Source organism: Empedobacter sp. UBA1574 (assembly GCF_002322895.1).
GTDB lineage: Bacteria > Bacteroidota > Bacteroidia > Flavobacteriales > Weeksellaceae > Empedobacter > Empedobacter falsenii_B.
Window position 1 is genome coordinate 15,397 of sequence record NZ_DCOI01000035.1, and the last position, 12,539, is coordinate 27,935.

Here is a 12,539-nt window from a genome sequence, read left to right on the forward strand (position 1 = left end):
TTTAACTAAATTGTTTATGAAAAAAATCTTATACACTTTATCCATATTTACAGTAAGTATTTTAGCCTCAGCTCAAGCTCCAAGTAACTATTACGAAAATGCAACTGGTAGCAGCTTTACCTTAAAAACACAGCTATATGAAATAATAAAAAACCACACAGATTTAACGTATGGAGGATTATGGACGCTTTATAATAGAACAGATTCTGATAATGGTTTTTTAGATAAATATGATGAAAAAGATAATTCTATTTATGATATTTATTCAGAGATACCGAAAAAAATTGATCCTTATAATTTTATAAAATCTTCAGATCAATGTGGCAGTTCTGGTTATAAAAATGAAGGAGACTGCTACAACAGAGAGCATATTATTCCTCAAAGTGTTTTTAATAAAAACTCTCCTATGGTTGCAGATGCATTCCATATCTGGCCAACTGATGGTTATGTTAATAATAAAAGAGATAATTTTCCTTATGGAGTTGTTGAAAGTGCAACATACACTTCTTTAAATGGCTCTAAATTAGGAAGTAATAAAAACTCTGGATACTCTGCGGGATTTTCTGGAACAGTTTTCGAACCAATTGATGAGTTTAAAGGTGATATAGCTCGTGCTTATTTTTATTTTGCTACTCGTTATCAAGAAAATGGTATTCAGAGTTGGTCTTATGCTATGTTTAATAAAACAAAAGATAAAGTTTTTACAGATACTTTCTTGAAAATATTAATGACTTGGCATTTAAATGATCCTGTTTCTGATCGTGAAAAAGATATTAATAATTTAGTCTACAGATACCAAAAAAACAGAAACCCATTTATTGATCATCCTGAATATGCAGAAAAAATTTGGGGTTCGAATTTAGGAACTGGAGATTTCGAATATCAAAAGCGTGATGATGTTTCAATTTACAATGTAACAAATCGTTCGATTAAAGTTAAACTTGAAAATAATTCGAAATCAATTCAGAAAGTTTCTGTTTTTAATTTCAATGGACAATTAATTAATGAAGTTTCAAATTCGTCAAATCAAAAAGAAGTTGAAGTTAATTTCAAAAACCCAGGTATTTATATCATCAAAGTTGTTGGAAAACAAATGGAAATCAACAAAAGAGTTGTAATAAAATAATCATTAATCAAACCATCATAAAAAAATCCTTCGCTCATACAAGTGAAGGATTTTTTAATTTAGTAAATGGAAAAAATTATTAGTCATTATTGATATTTTTCTTAAAAAATGTGCTTCCATAAAGAAACATGATTAATACAAAAGGGATACCAAGCGTGACTGATAATAAAATAAATGTTTTTAACATACTAATAAAAAATATTTTAGTTTCTAATACTTTTATCAATTTACAATTAATAATTTTATATTATTCATAATAAAACATCTTTTTTTATTTATTAACACTATTTTTATCAACTTGATAATTAAAAGCTTTTCATTAATATAAATTCATAAAAAAAGTCGCTTAAAATTAAGCGACTCATATATAGAAAATTCTATTCAATTTATTGATTTCCTTTAGCGTAATCAGCTAAGAATTGTGCTAATCCAGAATCTGTTAATGGGTGTTTTAACAATCCTAAGATTGATGATAAAGGTCCTGTCATAACATCAGCACCAATTTTTGCACAATTAACAATATGCATTGTATTACGAACTGAAGCAGCTAAAATTTGAGTTTCGTACAAATAGTTATCATAAACCAAACGAATTTCTTCGATTAAGTTTAAACCATCTGTCGAAATATCGTCTAAACGTCCGATGAATGGAGAAACGTAAGTTGCACCAGCTTTTGCAGCTAATAATGCTTGTCCTACAGAGAAAACTAAAGTAACGTTAGTTCTGATTCCTTTTGTAGAAAAGTATTTACACGCTTTTACACCATCTTTCGTCATAGGAATTTTAACTACGATTTGAGGATTTAAAGCTGCTAAAGCTTCACCTTCTTTTACCATTCCTTCGAAATCAGTAGAAATTACCTCAGCAGAAACATCTCCGTCAACTAATTCGCAAATTGCTTTGTAGTGATTCAAAATATTTTCTTGACCTGTAATTCCTTCTTTTGCCATTAAAGATGGATTTGTTGTTACACCATCTAAAACTCCTAAATCTTGGGCTTCTTTAATGTCAGCTAAGTTAGCTGTATCGATAAAAAATTTCATTGTTTGTTTGTATTTCGTTCAGGCAAAATTAAGGATTAAATTATAGAAAACCATTTAATCTTAAAGATTCGATCAAAAATATTTTAAACCGCTGTATATCCTCCATCAACAAGGTAATAACCGCCTGTCATAAAGGATGCTTTGTCCGAACTTAAGAATAAAACCAACTCCGCAACTTCTTCTGGCTGCCCCAAACGACCCATTGGATGTTTTGTAACAAGCAACTCTAAATGATCTGCACTCAAATTATTCGACAACAAAGGCGTCATAATATAACCTGGTCCAACTGCATTACAACGAATATTTTTTGGTCCGTATTCCGCTCCAATGTTTTTCGTCAAACCTACAACTCCATGCTTTGCAGAAGTATAAGCCGAACTCATTGGCGCAGCGACAGTACCATGAATAGAAGCCATATTAACAATAGAACCTCCTCCATTCTTTTCCATTGCTTGTAATTGATATTTACATCCGTAAAAAACACCATTAAAATTGATATCTATTACTTTTTTCCAACCATCTAACGGATAATTTTCAGTCAGCTCGGCAGGACCACCAATTCCAGCATTGTTACAAGCTATATCAAGTTTTCCATAAACTTCAAGCGTTTTATTTACTAATGCTTCATTATCTTCTGGCGAAGAAGTATCAACTTTGAAAAATATCGCTTCTCCTCCATTCTTTTTGATAATTTCTACTACTTCATTTCCACCTTCTTCATTAATATCCGAAACCACAACTTTCGCACCCTCTTTGGCATATAATTCAGCAACAGCTTTCCCAATTCCAGAGCTAGCTCCAGTTACAATCGCAACTTTATCTTTTAAACTTGACATAATTTTATGATTTTAATTTAAATAAAGTTAATCATTTATAATCAGATCTATAAATCATTTCTTACAAATAATATTATTTTAAATGATTCAATTTTATTAACTATTTTGGAATGAAAAATTCAGCATAACAAATATATTTAGGTTAAAACAATTCTATTTTTTTATATTTGATACAAATAACTTTTTAAATGAAAAATTTAATAGCTGCTATACTTTTATGTAGTTTTTCTACGATAAATGCACAAGAAACAAGTGATTATAAGTACATCAATATTCCTGAAAAATTTTCTAGTTTTGATAAAGATGAATATCAATTAAATAATCGATTAAGATATATTTTGACGCAGAAAAAATATGAAGTTTTACCTTCTGATAAATCTTCTTGGCCACAAGAAGTTGTGCAAAATCCTTGTTTAGCTTTGAATGCGGATATTTTAAAAGTTAAAAGTTTTTTGAATAATAAATTAGAGGTAAGTTTTACAGATTGTTCTAATAAAAGTATTCAAAAATTTGAAGGAACTTCTAAGATTAAAGAATATGACAAAGGTTACCAAGAAGCTATAAAACTAGCTTTAAATCCTTTAAAATCTCAAAATGCGAAAGCTTCTGTTCCGATGGTAAAATTAGATAAATCCCAAACAGAAACAACAACTGCATATATACCAGAACCAAAAGGAACTCAGGTAACAGCTACTAATTTGCTGACAGATGGAACAACTACGTATCAAAAAATAGAACTGCAAAATGGTGGTTTTATGTTGATGTCCGAAAATGGAAATCAAGTTGTTGCAAAATTTGAACCGACCCTAAAAAATGGAATTTACAGAGTAATTGTTACTAAAGGAAATTCGAATTATTTTTCGGTAGGATACATCAGTGGAAATACGATTTCCTATGAGGTTTCTGAAAATAATAGTTGGAAAGAAGTTAAATTATCGGCTAAATAATCTTATAATGAAAACTATATTATCAAGTTTATTTCTTATTGCTTTATCGTCATTACAAGCACAAAATGTAGCTGATTATAAATATGTTATCGTTCCTCAACTCTTTAAAGATTTCGTAAAAGAAGATTATCAATTGAATACAGGATTGAAAACTGCTTTGAGAAAAAAAGAATATGAAATAGTAAATGAAAATTCTATTCCGTTAGATGTGCAAATCAATCCTTGTTTAGCTACAAAAGCAAATATTGAAAATACTTCTGTTGCTTTTAAAAATAAATTAAAAGTAACGTTTACAGACTGTAATAATAATGTGATTTCAACTTATGAAGGTTCGTCAAAGGAAAAAGATTTTACAAAAGGTTATCAAGAAGCCTTAACATTTGCTATGAATCAGGTTGGAAAACAAAATGCGAAAGATTTACCTGTAACTAAAACAGAAAATACAACAACTACAACCGTTAAAGAAACAACGAATAAAGTCGTTACGCAAGTGTCAAAAAAAACTGTAGAAAACAAAAACGTTTACAAATCGAACGGAAAAAATTACACAACAGCAAGTACAAATAACAACGTATTTGTATTAATCGACCAAGAAAATTCACAAGTTATTGCACAATTTTATCCAGCTGCTCAACAAAATATTTTCCATGTGACAGTGATTTCTCAAAACGGAAATTATCAAACAATTGGTTATTTAAACGAAAATAATATCATCATCGAATATAAAACAGGTGATAAATCTTGGTCAACTACAACTTATTCAAAGTAAGTTTTTATAGTACATTTGCACCTTAAATTTTAGAAAATGCAAGCACCTATTGCGAAAAAAATAGAACAAAAATTAGAAAAACACGGAGATATCCGCATCGATAATTATTATTGGTTGAATGATCGTGAAAACTCTGAAGTTATCAATTATTTGAACCAAGAAAACGAATACACAAAAGCTATTCTACAACCAACAGAAGCTTTACAAACCAAACTTTTTGAGGAAATGAAAGCGCGAATCAAAGAAGATGATTCGTCTGTTCCGTACAAATTGAATGGTTATTGGTATTTGACGGAATATCAAAAAGGAAAAGAATATCCGATTCACAAACGTCGTAAAGATAGTTTAGAGAATCCAGATGAAATTCTTTTTGATGTCAACACAATGGCTGAAGGTCATTCGTACTATCAATTGGGTGGAATTTCGATGGCACCAAATAATCAATTGGTTTCCTTTGGAGTTGATAATGTTTCGCGAAGAATTTATACGATTCAGATCAAAGATTTAACAACTGGAGAAATTCTTTCTGATAAAATAGAAAACACAACTGGAGGTTCTGTTTGGGCCGCTGATAATCAGACTTTGTTTTATACAAGAAAAGATGAAACATTGCGTGCTTATCAAATTTGGAAACACAAATTAGGTACAAAACAAGAAGATGATATTTTAGTTTTTGAAGAAGTAGATGATACGTTTAATGCGTTTGTTTACAAATCAAAATCTAGAGATTACATCATTATTGGATCTTCAAGTACTGTTTCTGACGAGTTTAGATATATTCCTTCTAATCAACCAGATGCTGAGTTTAAAATCTTTCAAAAAAGAGAACGTGATTTAGAATATTCAATCGAACATTTTGGTGATTCATTTTATATTCAAACCAATAAAGATGATGCATTTAACTTCAAATTAATGAAAACTTCTGTCGAAAAAACAGAACAAGAAAATTGGATTGATGTAATTCCTCATCGCGAAGAAACATTGATTGAAGGTTTCGAAATTTTCAAGAATTATTTGGTTATCGAAGAGCGTACAAATGGTTTATTGCAGATGAATATCAAAGCGTGGGACAATTCAACTGATTATTATTTGCCATTTAATGAAGAAACCTATACAGCAAATGTTGGAACAAATCCAGATTTTGATACTGACATATTGCGTTACGGATATACATCATTGACAACTCCTTCTTCTGTGATTGATTTTAACATGAATGATAAAACATTCGAAATCAAAAAAGAGCAAGTTGTTATAGGTGATTTTGATAAAGAAAATTATATTTCTGAACGTATTTGGGCAGAAGCTCGCGATGGCGAAATGGTTCCAATCTCATTAGTTCGTCGAAAAGATACGCCTCTTTCTGCCGAAACCCCTCTTCTACTTTACGCCTATGGTTCATATGGTTACACGATCGAGCCTTATTTTAGTTCGGTTCGATTAAGTCTTTTGGATAGAGGTTTTATCTATGCGATTGCGCATATTCGTGGTGGCCAATATCTTGGTCGCGAATGGTATGAAGATGGAAAAATGTTAGAAAAGAAAAATACATTTTTTGATTATATTGATGCAGCAAAATATTTGATTCAACAAAATTATACTTCATCAAAACACTTGTACGCGATGGGTGGTTCTGCTGGTGGATTGTTGATGGGAGCTGTGATTAATTACGAGCCAACATTATTCAATGGGGTAATTGCGCAAGTTCCTTTTGTGGATGTTGTGACAACAATGTTAGACGATTCTATTCCATTGACAACAGGGGAATATGATGAATGGGGAAATCCGAACGAAAAAGAATATTACGATTACATGAAATCGTATTCGCCATACGATAAGGTGGAAGCAAAAGCTTATCCAAACCTTTATGTTTCGACAGGTTTGCACGATTCTCAAGTACAATATTGGGAACCTGCAAAATGGGTAGCGAAATTAAGAGATTTAAAAACAGATAATAACATTCTACTTTTAGATACAAATATGGATACAGGACACGGTGGTGCTTCTGGCCGATTTGAATCGTTGAAAGAAGATGCAAAAGAAGATGCTTTCTTATTTATGTTAGAAGGGATTACAGAATAAATTTCAATACAAAAAGTCAACAAATTTGTTGGCTTTTTGTATTTTTTAATGAATGAAATTCCACTTTTTGTAAAATACAGAAAAGGTATAATCGACTAAGGTGAAATTACTTTTCCTGGTGCATAATATTTCTCTTTTTCAATAAATTCTCCATTTGGCGAATATTTATAAAGATATTTTTCGCCATCAATATTCTTAATTACTTCTTTTCTTATAAACTTATCATGATCATAAACAAGCGTTATCTCTTCCTTATCTTTCGTTTCATATTGTTTAGACGATAGTTTTCCTTTGTAATAATTCTCAATATAAAAAACACCTTCTTTCCTATATTGTTTTGTTTCTAAAGTTCCATCTTCATTATATTTCTCATAACTTTTACCATAAACTTCCATTTTCATAGTATCTCGTATTTATTCCTAAAATTGAATTCTCCACAGAAGCTAATACTCCACTTTTATAATACGATTTTGTAATTCCTTTTTTATAATGCGCTTGGCGATTCAAAGAAACAAAACCTTCATTGGTAAGTCTATTTTGATCATTATAACTCTTGAAATTTAATTTATCATTTGCTCTAAATGTATCAGTTTCTAACAAATCATTATGATATATTTTTAATGTTATAATTTTAGAATTCTGAATCGCATACTCTTTTCTATAACTTTCTCCTTCATACAAAACAATATCTCCATTAATTAATTCATTTTTTATTTCAAATTTTCCTTTCTGAAAAGAATTTTCAAGAATATAAAATCCATCTTTAAGCATTTTTCTTTGTTGAGATTCAAGGTCTTTTACATAAACATTCTCAAAAAAATCTTTTGAATTTCCAATAGAAAGTTCAATATTATTAATTTTTTCTTGTGCAAAAATCAATGATGAAACCATCAACAATATAAATAAAATTAGATTTTTTGACTTCATAGGTTTTAAATATATAATTTTTGAAGAATAACACTATTTTACTTAAATTTACAACAAAGCTTTGTAATTTGACACCAAAAGAAATTCTTTTTAAGTATTGGAATTATTCTTCTTTCAAAACGCCGCAAGAGGAAATCATCGCAAGTGTTTTGGAAGGGAAAGATACATTAGCAATTTTGCCGACTGGTGGCGGAAAATCTATCTGTTATCAAGTTCCTGCGATTATTTTTGATGGATTAACATTGGTCATTTCGCCGCTTATTGCGTTGATGAAAGATCAAGTTCAGAATTTACAATCCAAAGGAATTTCTACGGCATATATTACCAATGAAATTGACCAAAATACGATTGGAAAAATTTTGGACGATTGTCAAAACAATAAAATCAAATTATTATATGTTTCGCCAGAGCGTTTGCAAAGTAGAATTTTTGTCGAGCGATTGAAACAAATCAATATTAGTTTGCTAGCTGTTGACGAAGCACATTGCGTTTCTGAATGGGGACATGATTTTCGACCTGCATATCATCGAATTTCAAGATTAAAAACTATTCTTCCTAAAGTTCCAATCTTAGCTTTGACTGCAACAGCGACAGAGAAAATTCAGCAAGAAATTGTTGAAAAATTAGAGCTAAATAATCCTGAAGTTTTCAAATCTTCTTTAAAAAGAGAAAACCTTTCGTACAATGTTTTCCTTTCTGCTGACAAGAAAAATGATTTGATTTATTATTTAAAAAAATATCCTGGTTCGAGTATTATTTTTGTTCGAAATCGAAAATTAACCTACGAGATTGCAAGTTTTTTAAGTCAAAATGGATTTGATGCCGATTTTTTTCACGCCAAATTAACCAAAGACGAAAAAGAGCAAAAACAGCAAGATTGGATGTTAAGTAATTCGCGAATTATGGTTTCGACAAATGCGTTTGGAATGGGAATAGACAAACCAAATGTTCGTACCGTTTTTCATATCGATTTGCCACAAGGAATAGAAGCGTATTACCAAGAAGTTGGGCGCGCTGGACGTGATGAACAGGAATCGTATGGAATTTATTTGTACAATCCTGATGATCGAATTCAAGCAGAAAATATTTTCAAAGCGAATTTACCTTCGCAACAAGATTTTATCAAAATTGGGAATTGTTTGTTTAGTCAATTGCAATTAGCGGAAGGCGAATTAACGGAAATGAATTATCAATTGGATCTTCCAAAATTTGCCGAAAAATTTGGTTTAAATCTTAAAATGGTTCTTCAATTTTTAGAGTTTTTAAATACGAAAGAAATCATTCAGCAAAAAAATTATTCACAAAATAGTAGCATTCAAATTTTGGCGTCACCACATTCGATTAATTTGAATGAAAACCGAATTTTTGATTATTTACAACGTCATTACCCTGGAATTTACACTTATAATAGAGAAATTTCGGAAAGTAAAATGGCGTTTGAATTGCATATGAGTATTGGCGACATTAGGAATAGCTTACACGAATATGCAAAAAATGGTTCTATTGATTATTCGGATCGATTTTTAGCGCGATTTAGATTTCTTGTTCCGCGCGATTCTAATGCGTTTAAAAATAAATTGTGGAAAGATTTCGAAGCAATTCAAGTGAATAATTGGAAACGTTTGCAAGCTATGGCTTATTATGCCGAACAAAATACAATTTGTAGAGAACGTTTATTATTTGGATATTTTAATCAAAAATCTGATCAAAATTGTGGTAAATGCGATGTTTGTCAATCCAAAAAACAAAATGAAAACTTTAATTCAACCGATTTAATTGAATATTTGAAAGAAGGTACAAAAACGCAAGCCGAAATCCTTTCAAAATTCATAAATTCGCCAAAAGATAAAATCGTCGAAGAATTGCAATATTTGATAGACGAAATGCGAGTTCAACCAATTGGATTCGATTCTTATAAACTAATAGAATAAAAATGCGAGTAGTCTTTATGGGTACGCCCGAATTTGCGGCGACATCTTTGAATGAAATCAATACAAATAGTCATCACGAAATAGTTGGAGTTGTTACTGTTCCAGATAAACCGTCTGGTAGAGGACAAAAAATGAATATTTCTGATGTCAAAAAATATGCAGTTGAACATAATTTGCCTTTGGCTCAACCAGAAAAATTACGAGACGAAGCTTTTATCGAAACATTAAAAAGCTGGAATGCTGATGTTTTTGTTGTTGTAGCTTTTCGTATGTTGCCACAAGTTGTTTGGTCAATTCCGTCGAAAGGAACATTCAATTTACACGGTTCACTTCTTCCTCAGTATCGCGGAGCTGCACCAATTAATTGGGCTGTGATGAATGGTGATCAGGAAACTGGAGTAACAACTTTCTTAATTGATGAAAAAATTGATACCGGAAATATCTTAATTTCTGATAAAGTAGAAATTGGAGAAAATGATAATGTTGGTAAAATTCATGACGAATTGATGCATATCGGTGCGAAATTAGTCGTGAAAACGTTGGATGGTTTAGAAAATGATTCATTAAAACCTCATCCGCAAGATGAAACAACAGAATTAAAACATGCTCCAAAAATCTTTAAGGAAGATTGTAAAATAGATTGGAACGATTCAATCAATACTATTCACAATAAGATTAGAGGACTTTCTCCTTATCCATGTGCATGGACAACTTTTGGAAATGGCGAAAATTATAAATCGTTAAAAATATATGCAGGTCTAAAAACGGATATTGTTGTTGAAGGAGAAGATTATCAATTAATTTTACAAAAAAATAACCTTTATATCAATCTACCTCAAGGAGTTTACGAAATTTTAGAACTTCAACCGGAAGGAAAGCGTCGTATGACAGCCAAAGATTTCATCAATGGACATCAAAACGAGGATACCTTATTCGTAAAATAAGTACTTATTTACTGATTTTTGACACAGATTTCATAAAATTTTGCATTTTTCTTGAAATTTTTTGCGTTGAAACTTGCACAAATAAAGGGAAAGAGTATATTTGTGTATAAATTAATTTAAAAAGTTACAACTATGAACAAATCAGAACTTATCGATGCGATTGCAGCTGACGCTGGAATTTCTAAAGAAGCTGCTAAAAAAGCCTTAAACTCATTTACAGAAAATGTAACTAAAGCTTTAGCAAAAGGAGACAAAGTTGCTTTAGTAGGATTCGGTACTTTCTCAACTTCTGAGAGAGCTGCAAGAACAGGTATCAACCCACAAACTAAAAAAGAAATTAAAATTGCTGCTAAAACAGTAGCTAAATTTAAAGCTGGATCTGAATTATCAGGAGCAGTTGATACAAAAAAGAAAAAATAATATTTCTGATACAATAAAAAAATCCATTCGTTTGAGTGGATTTTTTTTGCATTGAAATTTAATTCCTCTAAAAAAATCCTTCAAGAATTACTTGAAGGATTTTTACATTTTGTCTATTATTGATTTTAATTATCTTCTGTTAAATCTGTTTTGTATGTTTCTGGAATTGTAAAATAATTCACTAAAATCGCAATAAAGATTAATATCAATGGATAAGCTAATCCAATATAAGGCGACATAGCAGCCGAAACGATAATCGTACTTTTGATTAATTCCGTTACAAAAGTTGTTGCTCCACCAATAAATCCATTTCCCATATTTTGTGCAAATCCCATACTAGTGTATCGAATCTTTGTTGGGAAAATTTCTAACATAAAAGCTCCAAGCGGACCATATGTTGCTGCTCCTGCAATTGAAGTAATTAAACTTACAACTACAATTCCTAAAACTGCTAAATTCGAAATATCATGAACTTCTTTCAATCCTTCAGGATTTCCTAATTTCATGTACAAAAAAAATGATAATGGAATTAAGATAAAACTACAAATCATTCCACCTAACATAACAGGTTTACGACCAATTTTATCACTTAATGCACCAAACCATTGATAGAAAAATGAACTAAATAATGTAGAACATAAAACAACAATTAAAACTGTTTCGTAAGGTAAGTTAACTGCGCGTTGTAAGAAGAAAAGCGTAACGAATAACGTTGTTTGCATAATTGTACTTTGCGCCGCATTTCCTCCAAAAATAGCCTTTAACATTAACTTTACGTTTCCTGGAGTTGTAAAAGCATCTTTAATTGGAGTTTTAGATGTTTTTCCTTCTTTTTTTAATTGTTCAAAAATTGGACTTTCATGTAAGCGTTGACGAATAAAGTAACTCAAAATCACTAATATTCCACTAAATAAGAATGGAATCCTCCATCCGAAACTTGCAAAAGCCTCTTCTGATAAAAATGATTGTGTTAAGAAAACAACTGTTAAACATAATAATAATCCAATTGGAACAGTTGCTTGAATAAACCCTGTGTAAAATCCTCGCTTCTCTGCTGGCGCATGTTCTGCTACATAAATTACAGCACCTGCATATTCTCCACTAATTGCAAGTCCTTGCATAATGCGGCAAAACAATAATAAAACAGGAGCAAACCAACCTACACTATCAAAAGTTGGAATACAACCAATCAAGAATGTAGCTGCTCCCATCATAATTAAAGAAACTAAGAATGAATATTTTCTACCAATACGATCTCCAATACTTCCAAAAATTAATGATCCAATCGGACGGAACATAAATGATGAAACCACTACTGCAAGTGTTTCTAAGAAATGCGACGAACCATCGTTAGGAAATAATTGTGTTGATAATACACTAGCTAAGATGATTGCCAAGAACATATCGTACCATTCGATTAAGGTTCCGACAGATGATGCTAAAATAATTTGGAAAATATTATCCTTCTTCGCTACTGTTTGCGAAGTATCTAAAGTATTTGTACTCATGTTTTTTGT

The 12,539-nt window shown here is 30.8% G+C and carries 12 protein-coding genes; 7 read left to right on the plus strand and 5 right to left on the minus strand.

What is annotated here, in order from left to right; all coding sequences use genetic code 11:
• Positions 1 to 16: 16 nt before the first annotated feature.
• On the plus strand, positions 17 to 1,126 hold the full coding sequence (locus tag B3578_RS11740; RefSeq protein ID WP_291048918.1) for an endonuclease: 1,110 nt from the start codon (positions 17 to 19) through the stop codon (positions 1,124 to 1,126).
• 386 nt (positions 1,127 to 1,512) lie between these two features.
• Here B3578_RS11740 and fsa read toward each other — a convergent pair whose 3' ends face one another.
• Together fsa and B3578_RS11750 are read right to left on the minus strand one after the other, a co-directional pair.
• Positions 1,513 to 2,169, minus strand: a complete 657-nt coding sequence (gene fsa, locus B3578_RS11745) for a fructose-6-phosphate aldolase (protein ID WP_125349844.1) — start codon at positions 2,167 to 2,169, stop codon at positions 1,513 to 1,515.
• Between the two features lie 83 nt (positions 2,170 to 2,252).
• The gene (locus B3578_RS11750) at positions 2,253 to 3,005 is read right to left on the minus strand and encodes an SDR family NAD(P)-dependent oxidoreductase (RefSeq protein WP_291048923.1); all 753 of its coding nucleotides are present in this window, start codon (positions 3,003 to 3,005) and stop codon (positions 2,253 to 2,255) included.
• Between the two features lie 188 nt (positions 3,006 to 3,193).
• On the opposite strand from B3578_RS11750, the gene B3578_RS11755 reads away from it, so the two are divergent.
• The 3 genes from B3578_RS11755 to B3578_RS11765 are packed head-to-tail and all read left to right on the plus strand — an operon-like array spanning position 3,194 to position 6,800.
• Positions 3,194 to 3,952, plus strand: a complete 759-nt coding sequence (locus tag B3578_RS11755; RefSeq protein WP_291048926.1) for a hypothetical protein — start codon at positions 3,194 to 3,196, stop codon at positions 3,950 to 3,952.
• A 7-nt stretch (positions 3,953 to 3,959) separates the two neighbouring features.
• Complete coding sequence (locus tag B3578_RS11760; RefSeq protein WP_291048929.1) at positions 3,960 to 4,721, plus strand: hypothetical protein; 762 nt, start codon at positions 3,960 to 3,962, stop codon at positions 4,719 to 4,721.
• 36 nt (positions 4,722 to 4,757) lie between these two features.
• Complete coding sequence (locus B3578_RS11765) at positions 4,758 to 6,800, plus strand: S9 family peptidase (protein WP_291048932.1); 2,043 nt, start codon at positions 4,758 to 4,760, stop codon at positions 6,798 to 6,800.
• Between the two features lie 95 nt (positions 6,801 to 6,895).
• Here the strand turns inward: B3578_RS11765 and B3578_RS11770 are convergent, their stop codons facing one another.
• Together B3578_RS11770 and B3578_RS11775 are read right to left on the minus strand one after the other, a co-directional pair.
• Positions 6,896 to 7,201 carry a hypothetical protein gene (locus B3578_RS11770; RefSeq protein ID WP_291048935.1) on the minus strand — a complete coding sequence of 102 codons (306 nt, stop codon included), beginning with the start codon at positions 7,199 to 7,201 and terminating at the stop codon, positions 6,896 to 6,898.
• Positions 7,179 to 7,727: a hypothetical protein gene (locus tag B3578_RS11775; RefSeq protein WP_291048938.1), complete on the minus strand. Its 549-nt coding sequence runs from the start codon at positions 7,725 to 7,727 to the stop codon at positions 7,179 to 7,181. Before B3578_RS11775 ends, B3578_RS11770 begins: the two co-directional genes overlap by 23 nt.
• A gap of 20 nt (positions 7,728 to 7,747) precedes the next feature.
• Here B3578_RS11775 and B3578_RS11780 point away from each other — a divergent pair, with 20 nt between their 5' ends.
• From B3578_RS11780 to B3578_RS11790, 3 genes are all read left to right on the plus strand, one after another.
• Positions 7,748 to 9,658, plus strand: coding sequence for a RecQ family ATP-dependent DNA helicase (locus tag B3578_RS11780; protein WP_291048941.1), 1,911 nt, complete (start codon positions 7,748 to 7,750; stop codon positions 9,656 to 9,658).
• 2 nt (positions 9,659 to 9,660) lie between these two features.
• On the plus strand, positions 9,661 to 10,602 hold the full coding sequence (gene fmt, locus B3578_RS11785) for a methionyl-tRNA formyltransferase (RefSeq protein ID WP_257468211.1): 942 nt from the start codon (positions 9,661 to 9,663) through the stop codon (positions 10,600 to 10,602).
• 132 nt (positions 10,603 to 10,734) lie between these two features.
• On the plus strand, positions 10,735 to 11,022 hold the full coding sequence (locus B3578_RS11790) for an HU family DNA-binding protein (protein WP_019975917.1): 288 nt from the start codon (positions 10,735 to 10,737) through the stop codon (positions 11,020 to 11,022).
• A gap of 125 nt (positions 11,023 to 11,147) precedes the next feature.
• Here the strand turns inward: B3578_RS11790 and B3578_RS11795 are convergent, their stop codons facing one another.
• The gene (locus B3578_RS11795; protein ID WP_125349838.1) at positions 11,148 to 12,530 is read right to left on the minus strand and encodes an MFS transporter; all 1,383 of its coding nucleotides are present in this window, start codon (positions 12,528 to 12,530) and stop codon (positions 11,148 to 11,150) included.
• Positions 12,531 to 12,539 lie beyond the last annotated feature (9 nt).